Here is a 26,958-nt window from a genome sequence, read left to right as displayed (position 1 = left end):
CGCGGCGTGTCGGGATTGCTCGAAGAGATACGCATCGCCGCGCACATGATGTGGACCCGCCGCTGGCTTGCGCTGGCGGTGGCGTGGGGCATCTGCGTGATCGGCTGGCTGTTCGTCAGCCAGATACCGAGCCGCTATGAGAGCCACGCCCGCATTTTCGTGCAGGTGCGGCAGGTGTTGCCTACGGGCGCGAATGGCGGGGGCGCGGGCGATCAGGCGCGCGACATAGACACGGTGCGCCAGACGCTCACATCGGCGGTCAATCTCGAAAAGGTGGTGCGCGGCACCGATCTGGCGCAGGGTGCGACCACCGATCGCGCCGTCGCCGATCGGGTCGCGGGTTTGCAGAACGCGATCAAGATCACCGCGCAGCAGGACAATCTGTTCGAAATCGCCACCACCGCTTCTTCTCCGCGCACCGCGCGGCAGGTCACGCAGAAGCTGATCGACCTGTTTGTCGAGCAGAATTTGTCGGATGATCGCAGCCAGAGTTCGCAAACGCTGCAATTCCTCGATTCCCAGCTTCAGGCGCTTGGCGCGAAGCTGCAGGATTCGGAGGGCAAGCGCGCGGATTTCCAGAACCGCTATCTCGGGTCGCTGCCGGGCACCGGATCGGTGAGCGATCGCATCGGCGCGGCGCGTGCCCAGATGGGCCAGGTGGATAGCGATCTTGCCGCGGCGCAGGCGAACCTTGCCGCGCTCAACGGCCAGATGGCGGGCGTGCCGCGCAATGTTCCGGGTGCCGGGCCGGTGCCGGGAATGGGGCCGGCCCGCGCGCGGCTGGCGGCGATCCAGGGCCAGCTCGCCGATGCGCGAGCGCGCGGATATACCGACAACCACCCCGATGTCGTCGCCCTGCGCGCGCAACTCGCACAGGCACAGGCGGATGCCCGCAGCGAGCCGGCCGCCAGCGCCGCGACGGCTGACAACCCGGCGTTCCTCTCGCTCCAGTCGACGCGCGCGGATCGCCAGGCAGCGGTGACGGCGCTGCTGGTGCGCAAGCGCCAGCTGCAGGGTGATCTCGATACCTTGAATGCCAAGCTGGCGCAGGATCCGGCGGTCGCGGCGGAGCAGGGCGGGATCGATCGCAACTACAGCGTGCTCAAGGATCAGTACGACCAGCTTCTCGCCCAGCGCGAGCAGGTCGCGCTCCACAGCCAGGCGCAGACGCAGACCGATGCGGTGAAGTTCAGCGTGATCGATCCGCCGACCAGCCCACGCACGCCGACCGCTCCCAACCGCCCGCTGCTGTTGACGGGGGTGCTCGCTGCCGGCCTGCTTGGCGGGCTCGGCGCGGCCTTTGCGCTGGGGCAGGTGCAGGCGACATTCCCGACCGGGCAGCGGCTCGAAAAAGCCTCGGGCATGCCGGTGATCGGGTCGATCGGCGAGATGGTGACCCGCGTACAGGCAGAGGATCGCAGCAGAAAGCTGAAATGGCTGGCGGGGGGCACGGCGGCGCTGCTCGCGAGCTATGTGATCCTCCTGGGGGTCGAGATGCTGCAACGGGGGATGGCGGCATGACCAAGGCGCCCGTCTCCCGCGACGAATCGCTGATCGAGCGCGCCGCGCAGATCTATGATTTCGACGCGCAGTTCCGCGTGCGACGCGCCGCGTCGATCATCGCGCGGCCCGAAGGTGACGATCCGGCGCCGGCGCGCCTGCCGCCTGTCGAGGCGATGTCGCCGGAAGTGGCGGCGACGCTGGCGGCCATCCCGCTCGAACTGCGTGATTTCGCGGTATCTTCCGATGGTGAGGACGATCGGGGCGCGCCGGCGGGGATAGCGCATCTCGATCGCGCCATGCTCGCCGAGAAGGGCATGCTGGTGCCCGGCGCCCCGATCGGGGCGCTTGCGGAGGAATTCCGGCTGGTGAAGCGGCAGTTGCTGCTCAACGCGCGCGCCATCGCCGCCGGCACGCCGGAGCGCCGCGCGCGCACCGTATTGGTCGGATCGGGCAAGCCCGGCGAGGGCAAGACGTGGTGCGCGATCAATCTCGCGATCAGCCTCGCCGCCGAGAAGGACGTCGAGGTGCTGCTGGTCGATGCGGATTTCGCCAAGCCCGATGTGATGGCCTCGCTGGGGCTGGAGGATGCGACCGGGTTGCTCGATATCCTCGGCGATCATTCGATCGATCCGGAACTGTGCGTCATCAAAACCGATGTGCCGCAGCTGTCGTTGCTCCCGGCCGGCGCGCGCACGCATGCCGATACGGAGCTGCTGGCCAGCGCGCGCACCGCGCATGTCCTCGATCGCCTGCTCGCGGCCGACCCGCGCCGCATCATCGTGTTCGATTCGCCGCCCGCGCTCGCGGCGTCGCCCGCATCGGTGCTGGCGCTGCTGGTGGCGCAGGTGATGCTGGTGGTGCGCGCGGATCGCACGACCGAGCATGACGTGCGCGAAGCGGTGGCGCTGCTGGACGGCTGCGAACATATCAGTCTCGTGCTCAACGCCGTATCCTATGAGCCGCATCGCGGTCGGTTCGGCAGCTATTACGGTCAGGGGGACCGTCGATGAGGACAGTGATGTTCACCGCCGCGCTGGCGGGCGGGGCGCTCGCCGCCGCACCCGCGCTGGCCGATACGCGCTATGTCGCGCCCTATATCGAACTGGGGCAGGCGATCGGCGCCGATCTGACGCATGACGATGTGGTGACCTGGACGCAGGTGGCGGTCGGCGTGGATGCGGGCGTGTCCAACGGGCGGGCCGAAGGGCAGATCAGCGCGCGTTACGAGCGGCGCATCCCGTGGAACGGCTCACTGGCCGACGTGGACATGATTTCCGGTCTCGCGCGCGGCTCGGTGAAGCTGACGCCAAACTTCTCGATCGACGCGGGCGGCCTGGCGACGCGCACGCGTGCCGACATCAACGGCCCGGCGCCGGGGCTGTTCAGCGACAATTCCGCGAACGTCTCGAACGTCTATTCCGCCTATATCGGGCCGCAGTTCGCCGCCAATGCCGGGCCGGCTCAGGTGAGCGCCGCCTATCGCTTCGGCTACACGAAGGTCAGCGTTCCGGGTTTCTCCAGCCTCGCGCCCGGCGCACCGCGGCAGGATTATTTCGACGATTCCACCAGCCATCTCGCGATGGCCTCGATCGGGGTTGGCGCGGGCCGCATCGCGCCATTCGGCATCACGGTGAGCGGCGCGTTCGAGCGCGATTTCGCCAGCCAGCTTTCGCAGCGCTACGAGGGCGAGTTCGCCCGCGTCGACGTGATCCAGCCGGTCAGCCGCACCGTCGCGGTCCGCGCTGGGGTGGGCTATGAGAAGATCAGGGCGACTCAGCGCGATCCGCTGATCGACGGGAATGGCAATCCGGTGCTGGACGGGAATGGCCGGTTCGTCACCGATCCGAATTCACCGCGCCGGATCGCCTACAATACCGATGGCCTGATCTACGACGCGGGCGTGGTATGGCGCCCGTCGCCGCGGCTGGAGCTTCAGGCGAGTGCCGGCTATCGCTACGGCGGCGAGACGTACTTTGGCTCGCTCTCGTGGCGCCTGTCGCCCACCAGCGCGGTGCGCGCGGTCGTCTATGATGGCGTCACCACCTTCGGTCGTCAGCTTCGCGACGGCCTCTCGACACTGCCGACGAGCTTCCAGACGCAGAACGACGGCTTCGGCCAGCAGTTCGCCGGTTGTGTCTTTGCCGCGCAACCCGCGACCGGCGGGGCGGGCGGCTGCCTCAACAGCGCGTTCCAGTCGGTCAGCACCGCCGTCTATCGCACGCGCGGCATCGACGTGGTCTATAGCGAGACGCAGGGGCGCTCGCGCGTCGGGCTGGGCTTCGGCTATGCCAACCGCAGGCTTTATGCGCCGCCGGCCGCGCCGGGCATCGCCATCCTCGGCACCAACGATGAAAGCTATTACGCCCAGATATTCTACGCCCGCGCGCTTAGCCGCGTGTCGGAGGTCGATGCCAATCTGTTCGTGAACTATTACGACGGCGGTGTGCCGGGTGCGCAGGGCGTGCTTGGTGCGGGGTTGACGGGCAGTTACCAGCATCGCTTCGGCCGTCTGGGCACCATCGCGTCACTCGGCATCTACACCTATGATCAGCGCGGATTCGACAGCACCTGGTCCGCGCAGGGGCTCCTTGGCGCGAGGTATACGTTCCAGTGACGAGGCGGTGTGAAAGACAAGGGACATCGCAAGATGTATGAGGATCATTTCGGGTTGAGCGAGCGACCGTTCCAGCTCACGCCCGACCCGAAATACTGGTTCGACAGCGCCACGCATCGCAAGGCGATGGCGTATCTCGGCTATGGGCTGGCGCAGGGCGAGGGCTTCATCGTCATCACCGGCGATATCGGCGCGGGCAAGACGACGCTGGTGGGCCATCTCACCTCGCGCATCGATCCGGCGAACCTCAACGTGATCTCGCTCGTCTCCAGCGCGATCGAGGCGGACGATCTGCTGCGCATCGTGGCGAGCGGCCTGGGCGTCGCCGATGCGCCGCGCAACAAGGCGGAACTGCTCACCGTGATCGAGCGCGGGCTGAACGCCGTCGCGCGCACCGGGCGCCGCACGTTGTTGATCGTCGATGAGGCGCAGGCGCTGGATATCTCCGCGGTCGAAGAATTGCGGATGCTGTCCAATTTCCAGTCGGGCGGGCGGGCGCTGCTCCAGATTTTCCTGCTCGGCCAGCCCGAGTTCCGCGAACGGCTGCACGGTTCGCAAGCGCTGGAGCAATTGCGCCAGCGCGTGATCGCGATCCACCACCTCGATCCGATGGGGGAGGATGAGATCGCGGAATATGTCGGCCACCGCCTTCAGGTCGCCGGCTGGCAGGGAAAGCCCGATTTCGCCGAGGACGCGTTTCCCCTGCTTCACCGCATCACGAACGGGCTGCCGCGTCGTGTGAACCAGCTCATGGGCCGCGTCATGCTGCACGCCGCGATCGTCGGCGCGACGCTGATCGATGCGGCGCTCATCAACGATGTGCAGGCGGATGCGGTGCGTGATCTGCCGACCGCCTCGCCATCCGCCGCGACAGCGGCGATCACCGGCACGGACGCGGCGGCGCTGGCGCAACGCATCGCCGCGCTGGAGGCGCGGATCGAGGAGCAGGATGCGGCGCTGCGACGCGTGCTGACCTTGCTGGTCGACTGGGTGGAAAATGAGGTCGGCCCGCCGTCCTCGCGGCTGGAGGCGGTGCGCGGCGCCGCTGCCTGAGCCATGGCTGTGCTGAACGGCCTGTCGGTCGATATCGAGGAATGGTTCCAGGTCGGCGCGTTCGAGAAGACGATCGTTCGCGGCGATTGGGATGCGCTCCAATCGCGCGTCGAGCGCAACACCGGCATCGTGCTGGATCTCTTCGCGGAGGCAGCGGTGAAGGCGACGTTCTTCACCCTTGGCTGGGTCGCGGCGCGTCATCCCGCGCTGATCCGCCGCATCGTGGCGGAGGGGCATGAGCTGGCCAGCCACGGCTGGGATCACGCGCGCGTCTTCACGCTGGACGCGGCCGCCTTTCGCGATGATCTGCGCCGCACGCGCGCCACGCTGGAGGATGCCGGGGGCGTCGCCGTCACCGGCTATCGCGCGCCGAGCTTTTCGATCGACGCGCGCACGCCCTGGGCGCATCAGGTGCTGGCGGAGGAGGGCTATGCCTATTCCTCCAGCGTCGCGCCGATCGCGCACGATCATTATGGCTGGCGCGAAAGCCCGCGCTATGCCTGGCATCCGCTGAAGGACGCCGCGCTGGTCGAATTGCCGGTAACGGTCGCGCAGGTCGGCGGCCGCAGGCTGGCAACCGGCGGCGGCTTCTTTCGTCTCTTGCCCGCCGCGCTCACCGATTTCGCGGTGCGACAGGTCAACGCAGCCGGGCAGCCGGCGATCTTCTATTTTCATCCGTGGGAGGTCGATCCCGGCCAGCCGCGGGTCGCGAGCGCGCCGCTCCGCTCGAAATTGCGGCACTACAGCAGGCTTGGCGCGATGGCGGGCAAGCTGAGGGGGCTGGTCGGGCGTCACCAATGGGGGCGGATCGACGCGATCGCGGCAGGCCGATGAGCTGCGTCGTCGCGCGTCAGGCCGCGCGGTCGGATGATGCGGCGATCGCGGCATTCGTCCATGCGCAACCGGGGGCGACGCCGTTTCATCTCCCGGCCTGGAGCCGTGCGGTCGAGCGCGGCTGCGGCCAGCGCGCGCGTTATCTCGTGGCGCAGCGCGGCGACGCGATCGTCGGCCTGCTTCCGCTAACCGAGATGCGCTCGCCGCTGTTCGGCAATGCACTGGTCTCGGCCGGGTTTGCGGTCGATGGCGGATTGCTCGGCGAAGGGGCGGACGTTCTGATCGCGGCGGCGCGGTCGTTCGGCCTGCCGTCGATCGAATTGCGTGGCGGCCCGGCGCCCGATGGCTGGGCGATCGACGACACCACGTACCTCGGCTTCGTCCGCCCGCTCGCCAGTGACGATGATGCCGAACTCGCGGCGATTCCACGCAAGCAGCGCGCGGAAGTGCGCAGGGCGCTGGCGAACGATCTGCAAATCGCAAGCGGCGGCATCGAGTGCGCGGACGAGCATTATGCGGTCTATGCCGAATCGGTCCGCAATCTCGGCACCCCCGTATTCCCGCGCGCGCTATTCCGCGCGGTTCTGGAAACGATGGATGCCGACGTGGTGACCGTGCGCCACAAGGGGCGCCCCGTTGCCAGCGTTCTCAGCCTTTATCTCAACGATACGGTCTATCCTTACTGGGGTGGCGGCACCGTGGCGGCGAGAGACCTGCGCGCCAACGACCGAATGTATTTCGCGCTGATGTCGCACGCGCGCGCGCGCGGCTGCACCCGCTTCGATTTCGGCCGGTCGAAGGCGGGGACGGGCGCGGCGGCGTTCAAGCGGAACTGGGGCTTTGCGGGGGTGCCGCTGGTTTACGCGCGGTGGAGCGAGGGCGCGGCACGCGCGGTCAATCCGCTCAATCCGAAATATGCGCTGATGGTGCGGACGTGGCGGCGATTGCCATTGCCGCTCGCCAATCTGATCGGGCCATGGATCAGCCGGGGCCTGGGATGAGCGAGATATTGTTCCTGGCCCATCGCGTGCCGTTTCCGCCGGATCGCGGCGACAAGATCCGCAGCTTTCATGTGCTGCGTCATCTGGCGGCGCGCGCACGGGTGCATCTGGTGGCGTTCGCCGATGATCCGCGCGATCTGGCGCCCGCCCCGCCGCATCGCGCGCTGGTGGATGAATGCGTCATCGTCCCGCGCACCAAATCGCGGATCCGCGCGTCGGTAGAGGCGCTCGCGACCGCGCAGCCGGTGTCGCTGGCCGCCTTCGCGCATCCGCAGGTCGAACGCGCGGTGCGCGATATCCTCGCGCGGCGGCCGATCGACGCCATCTACGTCTTTTCCGGGCAGATGGCGCAGTATCTCCCCGTGTCCGGGCCGCGCACGATCATGGATTTCGTCGATCTCGATTCCGCGAAGTTCGCCGCCTACGCGCAGGATGCCGGCGGCGTGACGCGGCATATGATGCAACGCGAGGCCCGGTTGCTCGCCACGTTCGAGCGAGAGGTGGCGGGGCGTGTCGATGCCAGCCTGTTCGTGAGCGGTGCGGAGGCGGCGCTGCTGCCCGGCAGCCTCGCGGTCGAGAACGGCATCGATACCAAACGTTATGATCCCGCCGTGCCGCATGTGCCGGTGGTGGGGCAGGGGCCGCTGGTCGTCTTTACCGGGCAGATGGATTATCGGCCCAATATCGAGGCGGTATTGTGGTTCGCGCGCGAGATGCTGCCGCGCATCCCGGATGTGCGCTTCGCGATCGTCGGCCGCGCGCCGGATGCGGAGGTGCGCGCTCTGGCGCGCGATCGCGTGATCGTCACCGGCGAGGTGGCGGACGTGCGCGGCTGGCTTGCCGCGGCGAGCGTGGTGGTGGCGCCGCTGAAGCTCGCGCGCGGCGTGCAGAACAAGGTGCTGGAGGCGATGGCGATGGCCCGTCCGGTCGTCGCTTCCTCGGCGGCGGAGGGCATCGATCATGACGGCACCATCCGCGTTGCAAGCGATGCCGATGCGTTCGTCGCGGCGGTGAATGCGCTGCTTACCGATCCGGCCGCCGCGCGCGCGCTGGGGGATGCCGCGCGCGCGCGGGTGATCGCCCGATACGATTGGGGCGCCGCGCTGGCGCCGCTCGATCGCCTGCTCGGCCTTTCGCCGGAGACGCGGGCGGCGGCATGATGCTGGCGCTCGCCCCAGCCGCCGCGCCGCGATCGGCCACGCCGGAATGGCGGCGATCATTGCTCGCGCTGGGATTGGTGACGGCGCTGATACTTGCGACCTTTCATCACGATCTGTTCCACCTCGTGTCGATCTGGTGGACCAGCACCACCTTCGGCCATTGCCTGTTCATCGGCCCGGTCATCGGCTGGCTGGTGTGGATCCGGCGGCGCGAGCTGGCGGCGTTGCAACCGCATGCCTGGTGGCCCGGGCTGGCGATCGTCGCGGCGGGCGGCTTCGGCTGGCTGGTCGGCGACGCGGCGGGTGTGGCGTTCGCGCGGCAATTCGGGCTGGTGATGATGCTGCAGGGCGCGGTCGTTACGCTGCTGGGCGCCAATGTCGCGCGCGGGCTGATGTTTCCCTTGTGCTACGCCCTGTTCCTCGTGCCGTTCGGCGAGATGCTGGAGCCGCCATTGCAGCGTGTGACGGTGGCGATCACCTTGCCGCTGCTCCATCTGGTCGGCGTGCCGGCGGTAGTCGACGGCGTGCTGATCCACGCCGGCCGCTATTACTTCGAGGTAGCGGAAGCCTGCTCCGGCGCTAAATTTGTTATCGCGATGCTCGCTTATGGCGTGCTGGTGGCCAACCTGTGCTTCACCGCGTGGCGGCGGCGGGCGATGTTTCTCATGGTCTGCATCATCGTACCGGTGATCGCCAACGGTGTCCGCGCATTCGGCACGATCTATGCCGCGAATCTCACATCGGTGGAGCGGGCGACGGGGTTCGATCACATCGTCTATGGCTGGTTGTTTTTCGGCGCGGTGATGGCCGTTGTGATGGCGATCGGCTGGCGGTGGTTCGATCGTGCGCCGGATGACCCCGCGTTCGATCCGGCCGCATTGTCGCACGCGTTCGGCCACAGGCTTGCGCTCGTTCCGGCGGCAGCGCTGGTATTGGCGACAGCGGGGCTGTTCGCGGGGTGGAGCGCCGCGATCGCTGCTCGCGCCGCGCCGCTTCCGGGCCGGATCACGCTTCCGCAGGTGCCGGGCTGGCAGCGCGCGCCGCTCAGCGTGGCGGCGCCGTGGCAACCTTATTATCCCGCTGCCGATCATTACCTTTTCGGCCGTTATGCAAACGGTGCCGGGGAGGTGGTGGACATGGCGGTCGCCGTCTTTGCGAGCCAGCGCGAAGGGCACAAGCTCGCCGCGTTCGGCACCGGCCCGCTGCGCGAGAATGATGTGTGGGTGCGCGTGTCGGACGAGCCGGCCGTGGCGGGCGGCAGCACGATGCGGATCACGGCGCCCGGCCCGGTGGAGCGGATGGTGGCGTCATGGTATCGCGCCGGCGGCATGGTCACCGGGGAAGAGACAATCGTGAAATTCGCCACGTTGAAGGCGCGGATGCTGGGCGGCGATCAGGCGGCGGTCGCGATTCATCTGTCGGCGGAGGGGCCGAACGCGCGCGCCGCGATCGAGCGCTTCCGTGCGGCGCTCGGCCCGATCGATGGGGTCGCCGATCGCGTGACGGCGCCGCGCTGATGTGCGGCATCGCCGGGCTCTACTATTCGGGTACGCCGAAGCCGGTTGATCCCGCCCGTGTGCGCGCGATGGCCGATGCGATGACACACCGCGGGCCGGATGGAGCTGGCGTGTGGACTGCGCCGGGCGTCGGTCTCGGCCATCGCCGGCTGTCGATCATTGATGTCGCGGGCTCGCCCCAGCCGATGGCGAGCGCAGACGGCGCGCTGACGATCAGCTTCAACGGCGAGATCTACAATTACCGCGAGCTTCGTCGCGAACTGGCCGCACGCGGCTGGGCCTTCCGCAGCGACGGGGATACCGAGGTGCTGCTCGCTGCCTGGGAGGCCTGGGGGCCGGCGATGCTCGATCGCCTGGTCGGCATGTTCGTCTTCGCGCTCCACGATGCGCGCGCGAACACGCTGTTCCTTGCGCGGGACCGGCTCGGCGTAAAGCCGCTTCACTATGCCGAACTGGCCGATGGGGCGCTGGCCTTTGCATCGGAATTGAAGGGGTTGCTCGCGCATCCGTTGGTGCGGCGCGTGCCGGATGTGCGCGCGGTCGAGGATTATCTGGCATTCGGCTATGTCCCGGATGATGCCTGCATCGTCGCCGGCGTGAAGAAGATGCCGGCGGGCCATTACCTGCTCGTCGAGCGCGGCAAGCCGGTGCCCGCCCCGCGCCGCTGGTGGGATATCTCCTTCGCCGATCGCGTGCCGGGCAACGCTGACGCGCTGGGGGCGCAATTGCTCGCGCACATGCGGGAGGGGGTTCGCTCGCGGATGGTGGCGGATGTGCCGCTAGGCGCTTTCCTGTCGGGCGGTGTCGATAGTTCCGCTGTCGTCGCGCTGATGGCAGAGGAGTCGCCGCACGCGGTGAAGACCTGCACGATCGGCTTCGACGCTTCCGACTATGACGAGCGTGCCCATGCGGCTGCCGTCGCCACGCGCTTCGCGACCGATCATCGCGAGCGGATCGTCGACGCGAATGATTTCGGCCTGATCGATACGCTCGCCCACGCTTTCGACGAGCCGTTCGCCGATGCGTCGGCGCTTGCGACGTGGCAGGTGTGCTCGCTGGCGCGGGAGCAGGTGACGGTCGCGCTGTCCGGCGACGGGGCTGATGAGGCGCTGGCCGGCTATCGTCGCTATCGGTTTCATGCCGCCGAGGAACGGGTGAGGGGGATGCTGCCGGCCGGGCTGCGCGCGGGCCTGTTCGGATCGCTGGGGCGGATGTATCCCAAGGCGGATTGGGCGCCCCGGCCGCTGCGCGCCAAGGCAACCCTGCTCGAGCTGGCGGCGGACGGGGGCGAGGCTTACGCCCGCGCCGTAGGCGTGACGACGCCCGAGTTGCGCGGCGCCTTGTTCAGCGACGTGGCGCGGCGCGCGCTGGCCGGTCATCGGGCGGAGGATCGCTATGTCATCGCGATGCGGGATGCACCTGCGCGTGACGGGCTGGATCGTGCGCAATATGCCGACATGAAGATCTGGCTGCCCGGCGATATCCTCACCAAGAGCGATCGCACCAGCATGGCGGTGAGCCTGGAGGTGCGAGAGCCGCTGCTCGATCACCGGCTGGTGGAATTCGCCGCCCGGCTGCCGGGCTCGATGCGGTTGCGGCACGGGCAGGGCAAATGGCTGATGAAGAAGGCGCTGGAGCGCTATTTGCCGCAGGATATACTCTATCGCCCGAAGATGGGCTTCGTCACGCCGGTCGGCGCGTGGTTTCGCGGCCCGCTGGCGGCGCAGGCGGCGGCGCTCGCCAGGTCACGCACGCTGTCCGATACCGGATGGTTCGATCTCGATCGCATCGCGCGGCTGGCGGAGGCGCACCGGGTCGGCCGTGAGGAACACGGCCGGACACTGTGGCAGTTCGTGATGCTGGAAAAAAGCCTGACGCGGCTGTTCGGCTGAGCGGAACGATATCCATCATTCCGCTCAGCCGATCGAATCAGGCGAACGACACCTTCGCCTTGCGATGGCGCATAGATCCGGCGATTCCGGCAAAACCGAAGATCAGCATGGCCCAGGTCGCCGGTTCGGGCACGGCGCCGCCCGCGACCACGGGCACGTAGGGAGCCTGATCGGTCACGGCGTTATTGCCGATGTTGATGTAGCCATTGACCAGGCTGTTGAAGCCGGGATTGCCCTGATTATCGAGCGCCACGACGGAAATACTGCCGCCCTGGATCTGCAACTGGTAATTCGCGCCCTGGAAGGCGAAATCGGAAATGTAGAAGAAGCCGTTGAAATTGCCGTTGTTATACTGAACGGCGGCCGGCGACGCTGCGTTGGCGGCGTTGAATGTCAACGGTCCGAAATTGAACGTGAACAGGTCCGCGGCGGGAATGTTTGCATAGTCCGGGAAACTGTTTCCGAAAACATTGACATAGCCCGAACCCGCGGCCGGAATAAGATTGTTGTCGAACACGAAGCTGCCGCTGAACGTCTGACCGGGAAAAAACCCGTTGCCGCTGAAGGGAGACTGGACGTTTGCGCCGCCCCCGAAAGTGCCGCCCGAGAAACTGGCTTTGGTATAGGTGTCGGCAAGGGCTGGCGTCGCGGCAGCAAGCGCGGCGATCGCGATGGATGGTGTCAACATGCGCAGCATTTCTATTCTCCCGGATCAGATTTATCAGTTTTACCTTCTGTCCCGGTAGTAGCTTTTGATTACAATATAAAGGTGAATGCCCGCCTGCCGACGGATGCCATCCCGTTTTGGAACAGCACCCGCCGGCTTTTGCCGGTTCAGGCGAAGAGCTTCGCCCAGCGGCGCTCCGGCCGATCCTTCCAGTGCCCGCGATGATAGGCGTCGGATGCGAGCAGCGGCATTACCGATCCGGCTTCGGCGAACACCATCTGTTCGATGCCGGTGTTCACCTTGCCCCAGCTCGCCGCCTCCTGCAGCGTTGAGGAGGAGCAGGCGCCGTCGCGCACATCGGCGACGGTGATCTGCACGGCGTATTTATGCACCTCGACATCCTCGTGGCCGAGGATTTCCGCGCACACCACGGTGTCCTGGATGAAATTCTTGGGCACGCCGCCGCCGATCATCAGCAGGCCGGTGGTACCGGCCTGGATCTTGATCTCGGTAAGTTCGCGGAAATCGGCCACCGCGTCGATCATCAGATAGGGCTTGCCGGCCCTGGCATTGTCCACTTGGTGCTTGACGAGGCCGAAGCCCGCCGACGAATCCACGAAAGCGGGGCAGAAGATCGGCACGTCATGCTCATAGGCGAGCTTGACGAGGCTGTTCTCCTTCTTGCCGTGCTCGGCGAGATACTTGCCCATCTCGCGGATGAAGGCCCGGCTCGAATATGCCTTCGGCTCCAGTTCGTTGGCGATCTTGTTGATCGTGAAGTCGCAATCCTGAAGCTGCTCCTCGTCGATATAGGTATCGTAGATGCGATCGATGTAGAGCGAGCGCAGCGTGTCGTCGTCGGGGATTTCCTGCGCCTGATAATGCTTGTGGCCGAGGCCTTCGAAGAAATCCATGTCCACGATCGTCGCCCCGGTGGCGACCACCACATCGACCATCTTGTTGCGGATCAGCTCCGCATACAGATCCATGCAGCCGCCCGCGGAGGTGGAGCCGGCGATCACGAGGCAGACGGTGCAATCCTTGTCCGCGAGCATCTCGTTGTAGATCTTGGTGGCGCGGCCGAGATCGCGGCTGGTGAAGCTCATATCGGCCATCGCGTCGACGATCGGGCGCGCGTCGAAGCTCTTGATGTCGATATGCTTCACCTGCTTCGAGAGCAGTTCCGCCTTGCGGGTGTCGTTGATCGGCGCGTTTGCCGCGGCGGTTTTGTTGAGTGTGTCGGTCATGGGAAACTCCCGCATGCGATACCGTCGTCATTGAAGGGGACGCGGAAACCCCAAGGGCGGCGGCGCGCCAAAAGCGCGCTGCCGCCCGAAACCCTGCCCTGCGGCTGTTACAGCGTTACGACGTTGTTCGCGACCTGCGGCTCGGCGAGCGTGTAGAGCGATACCATCGGCTCATCGAGCGCGACGATCGTCTCGTCCGATCCGAAGCCGTTGAACGCGGTGCGCATCGCCGCGCCATAGGCGCCGAGCATTCCGATCTCGATATAATCCCCGGCCTGCACGTCCGCCGGCAGCAGGAATGGCCCCGCCATATGATCCAGATCGTCACAGGTCGGGCCGTAGAAGGAGAACGGGTGATCGCGCACGGTCGATTCCGGCTCGCGCAGCAATATGACCGGAAAGCGCCAGCCGATATGCGCCGCGTCGAACAACGCGCCGTAAGCGCCGTCGTTGACATACAGCTCGTTGCCGCGACGCTTTTCCACGCGCACCACGACGGAGCTGTATTCGGCGCACAGCGCACGACCAGGCTCCGCCCACAGTTCCGCCGAATAGCTGATCGGCAGGCTTTCGAAGGCACGGTGAATCGTCTCGAAGAATCGCTCCAGCGGCGGCGGTTCCATTCCCGGATAGGAAGAGGGGAAACCCCCGCCCACATCCACCACGTCGACGGTGACCGCCGCATCGACGATCGCCTGCCGAACGCGTTCCATCGCCTCGGCATAGGCTTCCGGCGTCATCGCCTGGCTGCCGACATGGAAGCAGATGCCCAGCGCATCCGCCGCCTGCCGCGCTGCCATCAGCAGCGGCTTCGCTTCGTGCGCCGGCACGCCGAATTTCGATGCGAGGCTGAGCTTGGAATGTTCGGATGACACGCGCAGGCGCACGCACAGCGTGAGATCGCTTGCATTGCGGGTCGCGCGGGTGATCTTGTCCAGCTCTTCCAGGCTGTCCAGGCTGAATACGCGCACGCCATGCGTGAAATACGCCTCGGCGATCGCCTCCTCCGCCTTCACCGGATGCATGAAGCACAAGGTGGCATCGGGCGCGACACGGGCGACCAGCCGCACCTCGGCGATCGAGGCGACATCGAAATGCGTAATGCCGTTTTCGAACAGCGTTGCGATCAGCTCGGGGCTGGGGTTCGCCTTCACCGCATACATCGAGCGGCCCGGAAACTTCTCCGAAAAGAAGCGGGCGGCCCGCGCGGCGGCGTGCGGACGGATCAGCGTCACCGGCTGAACCGGCTTCCGCTTCGCAATGTCAATGGCTCCGCCGACGATGGTGGCGGAAACTATCGAGGGGGCAGCTAGCCCCAGCGCGCTATGATGCTGGTGCAACTCAAGGGACCTCCAATTGCCTTGCGGCGTCGAGCGAAAAAAGCTGCCTTGCGGTTGGAAGTCCCATGGGGCAGCGGACGGGCGAGTTAGGATCGCTGGCCCCGATTGTAAAGTGGATTTAGACAATGAGAGATCGATTGTGACGATTGTGCGACAGCCCACTCGGGCGGGGGTGCGCGATGCCGCCGCAAAGATCGCCGCGATCCTGCCGCCGACGCCGCTTTTCGTTCATGAAATCAATGGTGTGCCCGTTGCCTTCAAGGCCGAGTCGTTGCAGCCGATCGGCGCCTTCAAGATCCGCGGGGCATGGCACCGGCTGACGGCGCTGGATGCGGATTCGCGCGCGCGGGGGGTGGTGGCCTTTTCGTCCGGCAATCACGCGCAGGGAATCGCCTGGGCGGCACGGCGCCTCGGCATCGCCGCGACGATCGTGATGCCGGCCGATGCGCCGCGAGCGAAGCGCGAATCGACCCTCGCGCTGGGTGCGGAAGTGGTGGATTACGACCGCGCCACCGAAAGCCGCGAACTGATCGCCGCCCGCCTTGCCGAGGCGCGAGGCGCGACCTTGGTGCCCAGCTTCGATGATCCCTGGGTGATCGAGGGGCAGGGGAGCGCCGCGATCGAGGCTGTCAGGCAGATGGCGGAAGCAGGGCTGGGATCGCCTTCCCACGCGGTCATTCCGTGCGGGGGCGGGGGATTGGCGGCCGGGATCGCGCTCGCGCTGCCCGATGCGCGCATCACCATCGTGGAGCCGCAGGGGTGGGACGATATGGCGCGGAGCCTCGAGTCGAGCTGGATCGAGCCGGTCGGCCCCAATCCACCGCCGACTGCATGCGATGCGCTTCAGACGAAACAGGTGTCGTCGCTCACCTTCGACGTGCTGGCCCGCCGCGATGCGAAGGGGATCGCCGTCAGCGAGGAGGAGGTCGCGGCGGCGCAGCGCTGGGCGGCGGAGCGGTTGCGCCTGGTGGTCGAGCCGGGTGGCGCGGTGGCGCTGGCGGCGCTGCTGGCCGGGCGGGTCGCGGTCGAAGCCGGGATGCTCGTGATCCTCTCGGGCGGCAACGTCGATGTCGCGGCTTTCGGCGCGGTGCTTGCCCGCGGATAGAGAAAGGGCGACGAACCGATGGTTCGCCGCCCCTTCCGCTATTGAAGAACCTGAAGGATCAGGTGGCCTTCATGTTGCTCGACACGTTGTTGAACGTCGTCGTCAGCTTGTTGCCCAGCGCGCCCATCGCGCTGATGGCTGCAACGGCGATGAGCGCGGCGATCAGGCCGTATTCGATCGCGGTCGCGCCCTTCGAATTCTTCAGAAAGGTACGAATCTTCTGCATCTTCGATCTCCAGTGGTAGCCAAAGCTTCAGTCACCCGACTGGATCGAGGGTCCCCCTATCCAGTGAGCGAATCGATAGACTGGTCAGGTTGAGGAATGTTTAAGGACGGAATTTCTTTGCCGCCGGTCGCGGGCCGGTTATTGCGCGTTGACGACTTTCGACGCCACGTTGTTCCACATGCCGGTCGTCGTCGACGCGACTTCCACGATGCTGACGATCATCACCACCACGATCAGCGCGGCGATCAGGCCGTATTCGACCGCCGTCGCCCCGCGCCGGTCACGCCGCAGCCTCGCGCCGAACGCGCGAAATCCTGGCAGGCGAGATGGTCGCTGTCGGAACATGAGCCAAAAATGGCAGGACAGGTTTAACGAATTGTCGACATGACCATCCAGATCGAACTTTTTCCGGTTGTCGCCGTGGCGCTCACCGATCCGGCCGGTCGCGTGCTCATGCAGCGCCGGCCGGCCGGGAAGGCGCTGGCAGGGCTGTGGGAGTTTCCCGGCGGCAAGATCGAGCGCGGCGAATCGCCGGAGGACGCCTTGTGCCGGGAGCTGAAGGAGGAACTGGGCATCGTCGTGCACCCGGCCGATCTCGCGCCGGTGACCTTTGCGAGCCAGCGGCTCGATGCACGGCATCTTGTATTGATGCTGTTCCGCTGCCGTCGCTGGAGCGGCGAGCCGGATGCGCTGGAAGCCGCGGAATTGCGCTGGGCCGACGTGGAAGCGCTATCGGCGCTGCCAATGCCTGCCGCCGATGAGCCGCTGCTGGCTGCATTGCGGGCGGAGCAGGCTCGCTAGCGGGTTTCAGCCGCTCGTGAGGAGTCGGCGTCGTGCGCGGCCATGGGAAAATGCAGCGTCGCGATCGTCTGCCCGTCGCGGCGCGCCATCGCGATGTCCCCGCCCAGTTGCGAGGCGAGCGCCGCGATCAGGCGATGGCCCAGATGCGTGCCGTTGTCAGCCGCTGGCGTGAAGCCGACGCCGTCGTCGCTGACCGTCAGTTGCATCGCATCGGTTCGGAACGGATGTGGCCGCAGTTGCACGCTCACGTTACCCGGCCGATCGTCGGGATAGGAATGTTTGGAGATGTTGGTGAGCAGCTCGTTCGTGATCAGGCCCAGGATCACCGCCTGTGCGAGCGGAACCGCGCATCGATCAACATCGACCTTCAGCGAGATCGGCCGCATGCTGAAGCGGGTCTGCTGCATATCGTTGCAAAGGCTGCCCAGGAATGTGCTCAGTTCGACCTGCTCGCTGGTGGCTTCATCCACGCGCAGGCGCTGATAGACCCGGCTAAGCACGATGAGGCGAGACATCAGGCTCTCCATCGCGGTGACGGTTTCGGGATTGCTGGATTGGCGCGAAGCCAGCGAGGCGGTGGAAACCAGCATCGCGAGATCGTTGGCCAGCCGATGCGAAAGTTCGCGCAGCAGGGCGGTGGCGCGATCGCGGTCCGCCGTCGTTTTCTCGAGCTCCGCCGCAAGCAACTCGTAGCGTCTGGCCGAACGCGCGGCGAACCACACGACGAGCAAGCCAAGCGCCACCGTGGCGACCAGCGCTAGCGCATCATCGGGGTTCAGCACGGCCAGACCCTCACCCGGCAGCGCGAACGCTAGCGCAAGCGCCCCGAGGCCGACGCTCGCGAACCCCGCGTTTCGACCAGCCGTGATCGCGATGACGACGAAGCTCAGCGCCATGAAAACGAACAGGAGCCACGGGCGATCCGGCCACAGATGAAGCGACGCTGCGGTGACGCCCGCGATCAACAGAAAACAGCCGAGCAGCGAGGCGGCAGCGCGAGGGAGGGATGGAGACACGTCAGGCTTCTCCCGCCCGCGCGGGATACGGTGATGCGGGCCGATCGTGGGCATCGTGCGCATCGTTGCTTACGTCGGCCTTACTGCCGGATCGGTGCTATCCGCGCGTGGTGCTTAACGTAATGTCCATGTAAGCGACGTGGAATAGAGCGCGCCAATTAGGCTCGCCAATCCGGGGGGCGTGGCACCAGCTGGCTGCGGGTAGAGCATTTTGACCGACCATTCAGTTTCTCACTCACCATTGCCGCCGGCGCGCAAAATCGGCCGCGGCGGGCAGATCAGGCTTGTCGCGCTGGTGGCGGCGGCGGTGATCGCGATCCTGTTGCTGATCGCCGGCGTGCGTGCGCTGTTCACGACCACGCCGCCGCCTGCGGCCAGGTTGCCAGCCGGCGCTTTCCGGCCGACCCGCGAGCAGCTCGCGCAGCTCACGATCGCGCCGGTGACGGCCGGGGCGGACGCGCAGCTCGTCCGCGCGAGCGGCGCGATCGCGGTCGATGGCGATCGCAGCGCGCCGGTCCTGTTGCCTTTCTCCGGGCAGGTGCTGGCCGTCTATGTCGAGCCGGGGCAGCGCGTCGCGAAGGGGCAGCCGCTGCTCCGCATCGCCTCGCCGGAAATGGTGGACGCGCGCAACGCGCTGCTGACGGCCAGCGCACAGCGCGCGACCGCCGCCGAATCGCTCAGGGTGGCGCAGGCCAATGCTACGCGGCAGAAGGCGATCTACGAAACCGCCGGCGGCGCGCTGAAGGATTTCTCGCAGGCGCAGGCCGATCTGGTTGCGGCGCAATCGACGTTGCGTACCGCGGAATCGTCCGTGCGGGCGGCGCAGAATCATCTGGCGATCTTCGGCCGGCGCGGCGACGGAGACGGGCGGCCGGGGCAGCCCGCAACCGTCTATCGCGCGCCGGTCGCGGGGCTGATCGCAGACCGCAGCGTCGCGCCGGGGCAATACATTGCCGCCGGCAGCGGCACGCCCTTGATGACGATCACCGATCCAACCCGAGTGTGGCTGGTCGCCCAGGTGGCGGAAAGCGATGCCGCCGCCGTGCACGTCGGCGATCAGGTGCAGGTGACGACGCCGGCGCTCCCGGGCCGCAGTTTCGATGCGCGGATCGAGAATGTCGGCGCGGCGCTCGATCCGAACAGCCATCGGCTGCCGGTGCGCGCCTCGATCAGCAACCCCGATGGCGCGCTTAAGCCACAGATGTTCGCCTCGTTCACGATCCGCCGGCAACTCAGCGGTGACAATGCCGTGCTGGTGCCGGGATCGGCGATAATCCACGAGGGGGATAACGCCCGCGTCTGGGTGCTCGGTCGAGACGGGCTGCTGTATGCCCGGGCCGTGCGCGCCGGTGCCAGCGATGGCGGTTTTACTCGTATCCTTCAGGGGCTGAAGGCGGGCGATCGTGTGGTCACCCGGGGCGCGCTGTTCGTGAACGAGGCGGGTCTCGATCAATGAACCGGCTGGTGGAGCTGGCGCTGCGCCAGCGGATGCTTGTCCTCACGCTCCTGATCGGCCTTGTCATGGCGGGGGCGGTCGGCTTCGCGAACCTCAATATCGAGGCGTATCCGGATCCCGTGCCCCCGATGGTGGAGGTGTTGACGCAGAGCGACGGCACCTCGGCCGAGGAAATGGAACGCAATGTCACCACCCCGATCGAGGTGGCGATCGCGGGGCTGCCGCATGTGACGGCGGTGCGCTCGATCTCGTTGTTCGGCCTGTCCGACGTGAAGATCCAGTTCACCTACGACGTGACGTTCCGGGAGGCGGAGCAGCTCGTGCTCGGTCGCCTCTCCCAGATTCCGCCGATGCCGAATGGCGCGCAACCCACGCTGTCACCGACCAGCCCGATCGGCGAAATCTACCGCTACCAGGTGGTCGGGCCGCCCGGCTATTCGGTGATGGACCTCAAGACCCTTCAGGACTGGGTGCTCCAGCGCCGCTTCAAGCGCCTGCCGGGCGTCGTGGACGTTACCGGCTGGGGCGGGAAGCTGCGTACCTATGAGGTGCAGCTCGATCGAGACCGGCTGGTCGCGCACGGCGTGACGGTGCCGGCGGTGCTGGCGGCGCTCGGCAAGAGCGACGGCAATGTCGGCGGCCAGACGGTGAATTTCGGTGAGCAGGCGGCGATCGTGCGCGGCGTCGGGCTGATCCACTCGGTCGATGCGATCCGCGACACGATGGTCGGCATGGCCGGTTCGACGCCGGTGCTGTTGCGCGATGTGGGCACGGTGAAGATCGGCAACATGCCGCGCCTGGGCATCGCCGGGGATGGGGCCGACGACGATATCGTCATGGGCATCGTGCTGATGCAACGCGGCGCACAATCCATGCCGGCGATCCGCGCGGTCGAGCAGGAGGTGGAGACGATCAACGCGGGCGGCGTGCTGCCGCCGGGCGTCCACCTCGAACGCATCTACGACCGTTCGAACCTGATCGGCGTGACGACGCATACCGTGATGCACAACCTCGTCATGGGCGTGCTGCTGATCTTCGCCCTGCAATGGCTTTTCCTCGGCAATCTGCGCAGCGCGCTGATCGTGGCGGTGACGATCCCGTTCGCGCTGTCGGTCGCCGTGCTGGTGCTGATCCTGCAAGGGGAATCGGCGAACCTGCTGTCGCTGGGCGCGCTCGATTTCGGGCTGATCGTCGATGCCGCGGTCATCATGGTGGAGGCGATCTATCGCCGCATGGCCGAGCGTTCGCATGCGATCGGCAGCGGGCGGATCAACGCCAGCACGGCAAACCGCTTTTCCGCGATCCTCCATGCCTCCACCGATGTCAGCCGGGGCATCTTCTTCGCCGCGGCGATCATCATCGCCAGCTTCCTGCCGCTGTTCACGCTGACGGGGGTGGAGGGGCACATCTTCGGCCCGATGGCCAAGACCTATGCCTATGCCATCGCCGGCGGGCTGGTGGCGGCCTTTACCGTGGCGCCGGTGCTGTCGGCGTTGCTGCTGCCGGACAAGCTTGCCGAGGTCGATACCTGGGTGGTGCGGCAATTGCGGCGCGCATCCGAGCCGGCGGTGTCGTTCGCGCTGGCGAACCGCGTGCTGACGCTGGGGTTGACGGGCATCGCGCTGGCGGTGTCGCTGTTCGCGGTGCGTGCGCTTGGCGTGGAATTCCTGCCGCATCTGGAGGAGGGCAATCTCTATATCCGCGCGTCCCTCCCGGCGTCGATCTCGCTGGAGGCGGGCCAGCCGGTGGTGAACGGCATTCGCCGCATCGTCGCCGAGCGGCCGGAGGTGGAGCGCGTCGTCTCGACCCACGGCCGCCCCGATGACGGGACAGACGCGACCGGCTTCTTCAACGCCGAATTCTATGCGCCGCTGAAGCCTGCGGAGGATTGGCCCGCCGGGGCGAGCAAGGAGAAGCTCACCGCCGAACTGCAACAGAAACTGCAGGCGAAATATCCCGGCGTGGATTTCGAATTCTCGCAATATATCCAGGACAATGTCGACGAGGCGTCGTCGGGCGTGAAGGGGGCGAACTCGGTCAAGGTGTTCGGCAGCGATCTGGAGACGCTGGAAAAGGTGGCCGCCGAGATCAAGGCGCAGATGGCGCAGGTGCGCGGCATCGCCGATCTCGGCGTATCGGACTCGCTGGGCCAGCCGACCGTCCGCATCGATATCGATCGCAAGGCGGCGGCGCGCTATGGCCTCGCGCCGGACGACATCAATCAGACGATCGCGGCGGCGATCGGCGGTGGCTCCGTGGCGAACCTCTACGAAAAGGATACCGACCGCTATTTCCCGATCGTCGTCCGCCTCGATCCCGCGCAGCGCGGCGATATCGAGGCGCTGCGACGCATCACGGTGGGAGCGCCGTCGCCGGGTGGCAACGGGCTGGTCCAGGTGCCGCTGTCTGAGGTCGCGACGATCCGGCTGACGTCCGGCGCCTCCTTCATCTATCGCGAGCATCAGGAACGCTACGTCCCGATCAAGTTCAGCGTGCGCGGCCGCGATCTGGGAAGTACCGTGGACGAGGTGAAAGCCCGGATTGCCAGGCATGTCGTGCTGCCGCCCGGCTATCATCTCGAATGGGCGGGCGAGTTGGGCAACCTTGCCAATGCGGTGGCGCGGTTGCAGATCGTGGTGCCGATCAGCCTGTTGCTCATCATCGTGCTGCTGTTCGCGAATTTCGGTTCGATCCGCGATACGCTGCTGGCGTTCAGTGTGATTCCGATGGCGCTGATCGGTGGCGTGCTGGCGCTGGCGCTGACGGCAACGCCGTTCAGCATCTCCGCGGCGATCGGCTTTGTCGCGCTGTTCGGCATCGCGGTGATGGACGGCATTCTCGTCGTCGCGACGTTCAACAGCCACGTCAACGAAGGCTACGGGCATGAAGAGGCGATCGCGATCACGGTGCGCAATTGCCTGCGTCCGGTGGTGATGACGTGCCTTGCCGCCGCGATCGGGCTGCTGCCGGCCGCGATCTCCACCGGCATCGGCAGCCAGGTGCAAAAGCCGCTCGCGCTGGTGGTGGTGGGCGGCATGACGCTCGCGCCGGTGCTGATCCTGCTGGTGCTGCCGGTGCTCATCATGCGCTTCTCGCGTCACGAAAGCCTCGCCACGCGCGGGCCGTCGGCTGAGAGCCGGGGAGAGCCGGCATGACGCGCAACCTGTCCATTGCGGCATGCGCCGCGCTGCTCGTCGGCTGCACGGTTTCGCCGCGCCATCCATCTACCGAGGCCGCGCTGCCGCCCGCGCGCGCACAGGAAACGATCGTCTCGAACAGCGGCACCGCGCAGCGGCTGGATGTGGGCGCGCCCGCGCTCGCGGACTGGTGGCGCGCGTTCGGCAGCGTGAAGCTCGATGCGTTGGTGCAGATCGCGCTTGCGCATAACGAGGATCTCGCCAGCGCCGATGCCAGTCTCCGCCAGGCACGCGAACTCGCGCGCGCCGCGGCTGGCGCACAGGGGCCGCAGGTCGACGCCAACTATCAGGCGCAGCGCGCGCGCGTGTCCAATGCGTTGCAGACGCCGCTGAACGATCAGGGGCTGAATCCCTACACGCTGCATACCGCGCAGGTCACGGTGGCATATCCGCTCGATCTGTTCGGCGCAGGGCGAAACGCGGTTCGCTCCGCGCGGGCGGCGGCCGAGGTCGCGGCGCATCGGCTGGACGCGGCGCGCATCACCGCGGTTTCCAGCCTGGTCGTGGCCGTGATCCAGCATGCTGCGCTTGAAGCGCAGGTCGCCGCGACGCAAAAAGCGATCGCCGACAATCGCGCGCTCGTCGCGATGCTCGAACGCCGGCGCGCGCTCGGCGATGTGGGGCTGGTTGATGTCGCCGCGCAGCAGACCGTGCTCGCCAATGTCGAGGCGACGCTTCCGGGGCTGGAGCGCCAGCGCGATCATCAGGCGGGGTCGATCCTGTCGCTGATCGGCCGCCCTGCGGGGTCTGCGCTGCCCGATCTCCCCACGATCGACGAACTGCGCCTGCCGGCCGATCTGCCTGTGTCGCTACCCGCCGATATCGTTGCGCACCGCCCCGATGTCCGTGCGGCCGAGGCGCAGGTGCGCGGTGCGGCGGCGGACGTGGGCGCGGCGATCGCGGCGCGGCTGCCCTCGATCACGCTCAGCGGCAACGCCGGCGGCTCCGCCACGCGCTTCCTGGATATGTTCGCGAGCGGCAATCCGTTCTTCACGCTGCTCGGCAGCATCACCCAGCCGATCTTCCACTCCGGCGAATTGCGTCATCGCCAGCGCGCGGCAGAGGCAGCGCTGGACGCGGCCAAGGCGCAGTATCGCGCGGCCGCGCTCCAGGCGTTTCTCGATGTGGACGACGCCTTGTCGGGCCTGCGCACCGATGCCGCGGCGCTGGACGCCGCGACGCGTGCGGATACCGCCGCCAGCAGCACGCTGGCCATGACCCGGCGGCAGCTGGAGCTCGGCGCGGTCGGCACGCTGGGGCTGCTCAACGCCTCGTCTGCAGCATCGCAGGCACGCGCGCAGCGCATCCAGGCGGCGGCCGCGCGGCTTACCGATACGGTGGCGCTGTTCCAGGCATGCGGCACGCCGGTGACGGCGCGCTGATACCGGCTCACCGGGTCTGCAGCATGTAACCGACGCCGCGCACCGTTTGCACGGTCAGCGCCAGCCCGGCCTCTTTAAGATGCTTGCGGATACGGTGGATATAGACTTCCACCGCGTTCGATCCGAGCGTGTCGCCCGCGCCGAAAAGCTGATCTTCCAGCACGCGCTTCGGCACGACGCGATCGAGCTGGCGCATCAGCAGCTCCACCAGCTCTCCCTCACGGACGGAGAATTCCACCGGCGCGCCATCGACGCGAAACTGTCTCGCCTCCGTATCCAGCTCCAGCGCTCCGGCGCGCAAGAGGCGATCCTTGTAGCCGGATTCGCGCCGCAGGATCGCCAATACGCGCGCGTGCAGCTCGTCGAAGTGGAAGGGCTTCGACATGTAATCGTCGGCCCCGGCGCTCAGGCCGAGGATGCGGTTCTCCACCTCGCCGCGCGCCGTGACGACGAGGATCGGTTCGTTATGTCGCGCCGAACGCAGCCGCCGCAACAGATCGATCCCGTCTTCGTCGGGAAGCCCGAGATCGAGAATGACCAGTGCATAACGCGTCGTGCGGATCAGTATTTCCGCATCGCCCGCGTCATGCGCGATGTCGCAGTGCAGATGGCGCCGGCCGAACGCCTCGCTCATCGCCTCCGCAAGCTCGGCATTGTCCTCGACGATCAGCAATCTCATCGCGGTGCCATGGGGCGGGCGAGCCGTCGGTTCAACGCCGTTCAGCCATGCGGCCCTGCATATCCCGGCAGATAGGCGGCGTCGGCCCCGTGCGCGATCTTCAGCGCCCGTTCCACCGCGGTATCGAAATCCTTGTCGAGCAGCGCCGGCTTGAGCCGGGTGCGCAGGAAATCAGCCCACAGAAATTCGGAGAACGGCGTGTCGCTCTTGGCATAGCCGCCCGCCCGGCGCAGCTCCCCGGCCAGCGAACGGTAGGGGTCATCCGCCAGCTTGGTGATCTTTTTCGGCAGGTCGTCGATCGACTGCCGCGTGCCCCTCGCGTCATAGGGATGGAGCCAGTTGCGATTGTCCATGAACGTCAGGAAGGATTTCGGTGCGAGGTGGCTGAGATCGGCGACGACGCGCACCAGTACGCTTTCCTGACCCGCCTCGTGAAGCGCGAGCGCGAGATGATGGTTGTCGATCAGCCACGGGCGCTTTTTCGGGCCGATCACGGCGGGAACGAGATGATGCGACAGGAAATGCGCGTCCGCGTCCTTGGGGCGCTCCTGCCAGTCACGGCGCTTCCGCGCGACCTCTCGGTAGCCGACCGTCATCTGCGTCGGCCGCAGGTCCAGGATCGGGGTGGGTTGAAGCGCGGGGGTAAAATCCTGCATCGCCATTTCCTCTTATCGTCGCCACCGCATCCGCGACGCTGAAGCTGCTGCGCGCCACGAGCCTGTCCTGTCCCGCACGCAGGAACAGATCGCGGATATGATCGTGAACGCGCGCGAGTTGCAACCGGATGCCGTCGCGCGTCAGCCGGTCGTCGAATTCGATCAGGCAATCGAGCGCGGTACTGTCGAGGTCGGAGCTTTCCTCAAGACTGAGTACCAGCGCGTGATCGCCGTTCAGCCGCTTCGCGACATCGCCGAACACGCGCTCCGCATTGCCGAAGAACAGCGTCTGGGCGGGCCGCAGGATCGTCACGCCCGGCACGGGCCTTGCGTCCGGGTGGCGCCTCATATCGACGAAATCGTGCCCGCCGTCGAGCTGTCCGAGGTTCGCGATGTTCGGCGCGGCCATGCGCTGGATCAGCGCCGCGAGCGACAGGCCGATCGCGATCAGCATCCCATCCAGCACCCCGAACATCAGCACTGCCGCGGCGGCGGCGAAAGCGATGATCTCGTCACGACCGATCTTCCACAGATGCACGAATGGCGCGGGCGATAGCGCGTGGGTCAATGCGGCGATCACCACCGCCGCCAGCACCGCATCGGGCAGGTGCGCGATCGCCGGACGCCCGAACCATGCCAGCAATGCCAGCGCTACGCCCGCGACGACGGAGGTCCAGCGGGATGTGGCGCCCGCCGCCTCGCTTGCCGAGCCGCCCGAGAAACCCGCGCCCACCGGCATGCCCTGTACGAGCGCGGCGGCGAGATTCGCGCCGCCGATCGCCGCCAGCTCGCGATCGGGGTCGATCATATCGCCATGCCGCAGCGCGAGCGCGCGCATCGTGCCCCAGCTTTCCGCAAACAGGATCAGCGCCAGCGGCACGACAAGCTGGGCCAGCCGGGATGCCTGTCCGAACGAGAGGTTCGGCACCGTCGGCAGGCGCGGCGCCAGCGCAATGTCGCCGACGGTCTTTACGCCGTGTGCCGGCAGATCGAGCAGCACCGATGCCGCGATGCCGAGCGCCAGCACGACGAAGGCAACGGGCAGGCCGTGGAATCGCCGCAGCCCCAGCAGCAGCGCCAGCGCGAGCGCTCCCGCCGCCACGCTTGCGCCGTGCCATGCGCCGATATTGCCGCCGAGCGTGGTTATCAGCTTCAGCAGGTTGCCACCCGGCACCGCGATGCCGGTGATCGCCGGCAATTGTCGCAGGATGATCGTGATCGCCAGCCCGAGCGCGAAGCCGCGCAGCACGGGGCGGGCGATGAAGTTTGTCAGTGCGCCCAGCCGCAAGGCAGCGGCGGCGAGGAACACTATCCCCGCGAACGCCACCGCGATCGTTGTCAGCATCGCGCGGGTTGCGGCATCGCCGGGCATCGCGGCCAGCGCCGCGGCGAGGATCGCGGCGGAGGACGAAGTTGGCGATACGATCGCGAAACGGCTTCGCCCGATCGCGGCATAGGCGAGGCAGCCGGCGACGGCAGCGGTGATCGCGCGGGCAGGCTCCAGCCCGGCGATACTGGCATAGGCTACCGCCTCGGGCAGCAGCAGCCCGGCCACCGATATCCCTGCGACGATGTCCGCCCGCGCCATGTGCCGAACGCTACGCGCTTTCGC

At 67.0% G+C, this 26,958-nt stretch carries 23 protein-coding genes; 14 read left to right on the top strand and 9 right to left on the bottom strand.

Going from position 1 to position 26,958, the window contains the following annotated elements:
• Positions 1-6 precede the first annotated feature (6 nt).
• Genes FFS35_RS03820 through FFS35_RS03780 form a run of 9 tightly spaced genes read left to right on the top strand, consistent with a single transcriptional unit; the run spans position 7 to position 11,574 of the window.
• Positions 7-1,521: an XrtA system polysaccharide chain length determinant gene (locus FFS35_RS03820; protein ID WP_137785778.1), complete on the top strand. Its 1,515-nt coding sequence runs from the start codon at positions 7-9 to the stop codon at positions 1,519-1,521.
• A complete protein-coding gene (locus FFS35_RS03815) occupies positions 1,518-2,513 on the top strand; it encodes an AAA family ATPase (RefSeq protein ID WP_137785777.1) in 996 nt (331 codons plus the stop codon). The genes FFS35_RS03820 and FFS35_RS03815 overlap by 4 nt, the downstream gene beginning before the upstream one ends.
• On the top strand, positions 2,510-4,117 hold the full coding sequence (locus tag FFS35_RS03810) for a hypothetical protein (RefSeq protein WP_249341434.1): 1,608 nt from the start codon (positions 2,510-2,512) through the stop codon (positions 4,115-4,117). The genes FFS35_RS03815 and FFS35_RS03810 overlap by 4 nt, the downstream gene beginning before the upstream one ends.
• A 33-nt stretch (positions 4,118-4,150) precedes the next feature.
• The gene (locus FFS35_RS03805; RefSeq protein WP_137785957.1) at positions 4,151-5,170 is read left to right on the top strand and encodes an AAA family ATPase; all 1,020 of its coding nucleotides are present in this window, start codon (positions 4,151-4,153) and stop codon (positions 5,168-5,170) included.
• Positions 5,171-5,173: 3 nt separating this feature from the next.
• Entirely contained in the window at positions 5,174-6,004 is an 831-nt protein-coding gene (locus FFS35_RS03800) for an XrtA system polysaccharide deacetylase (RefSeq protein WP_137785776.1), read from the top strand.
• A complete protein-coding gene (locus FFS35_RS03795; RefSeq protein ID WP_137785775.1) occupies positions 6,001-7,005 on the top strand; it encodes a FemAB family XrtA/PEP-CTERM system-associated protein in 1,005 nt (334 codons plus the stop codon). Before FFS35_RS03800 ends, FFS35_RS03795 begins: the two co-directional genes overlap by 4 nt.
• Positions 7,002-8,165, top strand: a complete 1,164-nt coding sequence (locus tag FFS35_RS03790) for a TIGR03087 family PEP-CTERM/XrtA system glycosyltransferase (protein ID WP_137785774.1) — start codon at positions 7,002-7,004, stop codon at positions 8,163-8,165. Before FFS35_RS03795 ends, FFS35_RS03790 begins: the two co-directional genes overlap by 4 nt.
• Complete coding sequence (gene xrtA, locus FFS35_RS03785; protein WP_137785956.1) at positions 8,165-9,682, top strand: exosortase A; 1,518 nt, start codon at positions 8,165-8,167, stop codon at positions 9,680-9,682. The genes FFS35_RS03790 and xrtA overlap by 1 nt, the downstream gene beginning before the upstream one ends.
• Positions 9,682-11,574, top strand: coding sequence for an XrtA/PEP-CTERM system amidotransferase (locus FFS35_RS03780; RefSeq protein ID WP_137785773.1), 1,893 nt, complete (start codon positions 9,682-9,684; stop codon positions 11,572-11,574). The genes xrtA and FFS35_RS03780 overlap by 1 nt, the downstream gene beginning before the upstream one ends.
• 37 nt (positions 11,575-11,611) lie before the next feature.
• Here the strand turns inward: FFS35_RS03780 and FFS35_RS03775 are convergent, their stop codons facing one another.
• The 3 genes from FFS35_RS03775 to FFS35_RS03765 all read right to left on the bottom strand — a co-directional run bounded on the left by FFS35_RS03775 (position 11,612) and on the right by FFS35_RS03765 (position 14,828).
• Positions 11,612-12,271, bottom strand: coding sequence for a PEPxxWA-CTERM sorting domain-containing protein (locus FFS35_RS03775; protein ID WP_137785772.1), 660 nt, complete (start codon positions 12,269-12,271; stop codon positions 11,612-11,614).
• 137 nt (positions 12,272-12,408) lie between these two features.
• Entirely contained in the window at positions 12,409-13,488 is a 1,080-nt protein-coding gene (locus FFS35_RS03770) for a deoxyhypusine synthase (protein ID WP_137785771.1), read from the bottom strand.
• 107 nt (positions 13,489-13,595) lie between these two features.
• A complete protein-coding gene (locus tag FFS35_RS03765; RefSeq protein ID WP_137785770.1) occupies positions 13,596-14,828 on the bottom strand; it encodes an alanine racemase in 1,233 nt (410 codons plus the stop codon).
• A 139-nt stretch (positions 14,829-14,967) separates the two neighbouring features.
• Between FFS35_RS03765 and FFS35_RS03760 the strand changes: the two genes are divergently transcribed.
• Positions 14,968-15,933 carry a pyridoxal-phosphate dependent enzyme gene (locus FFS35_RS03760; protein ID WP_171007494.1) on the top strand — a complete coding sequence of 322 codons (966 nt, stop codon included), beginning with the start codon at positions 14,968-14,970 and terminating at the stop codon, positions 15,931-15,933.
• Between the two features lie 58 nt (positions 15,934-15,991).
• Here the strand turns inward: FFS35_RS03760 and FFS35_RS03755 are convergent, their stop codons facing one another.
• Positions 15,992-16,159 (bottom strand): Flp family type IVb pilin, encoded by a 168-nt coding sequence (locus FFS35_RS03755; protein ID WP_137785769.1) that lies wholly within the window; start codon positions 16,157-16,159, stop codon positions 15,992-15,994.
• Positions 16,160-16,297: 138 nt separating this feature from the next.
• A complete protein-coding gene (locus tag FFS35_RS03750) occupies positions 16,298-16,504 on the bottom strand; it encodes a Flp family type IVb pilin (RefSeq protein WP_137785768.1) in 207 nt (68 codons plus the stop codon).
• 39 nt (positions 16,505-16,543) lie between these two features.
• Between FFS35_RS03750 and FFS35_RS03745 the strand changes: the two genes are divergently transcribed.
• Positions 16,544-16,960, top strand: coding sequence for a (deoxy)nucleoside triphosphate pyrophosphohydrolase (locus FFS35_RS03745; RefSeq protein WP_137785767.1), 417 nt, complete (start codon positions 16,544-16,546; stop codon positions 16,958-16,960).
• Here the strand turns inward: FFS35_RS03745 and FFS35_RS03740 are convergent.
• Positions 16,957-18,030, bottom strand: a complete 1,074-nt coding sequence (locus FFS35_RS03740) for a sensor histidine kinase (RefSeq protein ID WP_171007493.1) — start codon at positions 18,028-18,030, stop codon at positions 16,957-16,959. The two genes, FFS35_RS03745 and FFS35_RS03740, sit on opposite strands and share 4 nt — an antisense overlap.
• A gap of 157 nt (positions 18,031-18,187) precedes the next feature.
• On the opposite strand from FFS35_RS03740, the gene FFS35_RS03735 reads away from it, so the two are divergent.
• The 3 genes from FFS35_RS03735 to FFS35_RS03725 are packed head-to-tail and all read left to right on the top strand — an operon-like array spanning position 18,188 to position 24,011.
• Positions 18,188-19,432: an efflux RND transporter periplasmic adaptor subunit gene (locus FFS35_RS03735; RefSeq protein WP_249341433.1), complete on the top strand. Its 1,245-nt coding sequence runs from the start codon at positions 18,188-18,190 to the stop codon at positions 19,430-19,432.
• Positions 19,429-22,587, top strand: coding sequence for a CusA/CzcA family heavy metal efflux RND transporter (locus tag FFS35_RS03730; RefSeq protein ID WP_137785765.1), 3,159 nt, complete (start codon positions 19,429-19,431; stop codon positions 22,585-22,587). The genes FFS35_RS03735 and FFS35_RS03730 overlap by 4 nt, the downstream gene beginning before the upstream one ends.
• The gene (locus FFS35_RS03725) at positions 22,584-24,011 is read left to right on the top strand and encodes an efflux transporter outer membrane subunit (protein WP_137785764.1); all 1,428 of its coding nucleotides are present in this window, start codon (positions 22,584-22,586) and stop codon (positions 24,009-24,011) included. Before FFS35_RS03730 ends, FFS35_RS03725 begins: the two co-directional genes overlap by 4 nt.
• Positions 24,012-24,018: 7 nt before the next feature.
• Here FFS35_RS03725 and FFS35_RS03720 read toward each other — a convergent pair whose 3' ends face one another.
• From FFS35_RS03720 to FFS35_RS03710, 3 genes are read right to left on the bottom strand one after another with little or no spacing between them, the layout of a single operon-like run.
• Positions 24,019-24,690: a response regulator transcription factor gene (locus tag FFS35_RS03720; RefSeq protein ID WP_137785763.1), complete on the bottom strand. Its 672-nt coding sequence runs from the start codon at positions 24,688-24,690 to the stop codon at positions 24,019-24,021.
• A gap of 41 nt (positions 24,691-24,731) precedes the next feature.
• A complete protein-coding gene (locus FFS35_RS03715; RefSeq protein WP_249341432.1) occupies positions 24,732-25,286 on the bottom strand; it encodes a ParB-like protein in 555 nt (184 codons plus the stop codon).
• Positions 25,246-26,934 (bottom strand): SulP family inorganic anion transporter, encoded by a 1,689-nt coding sequence (locus FFS35_RS03710; protein ID WP_137785761.1) that lies wholly within the window; start codon positions 26,932-26,934, stop codon positions 25,246-25,248. The genes FFS35_RS03715 and FFS35_RS03710 overlap by 41 nt, the downstream gene beginning before the upstream one ends.
• Positions 26,935-26,958: the final 24 nt, after the last annotated feature.

The organism is Sphingomonas sp. 3P27F8, from assembly GCF_005502745.1.
Classification (GTDB): Bacteria; Pseudomonadota; Alphaproteobacteria; order Sphingomonadales; family Sphingomonadaceae; genus Sphingomonas.
Note: the sequence above shows the minus strand (reverse complement) of the source record. Positions and strands in the feature narration are given on the sequence as shown.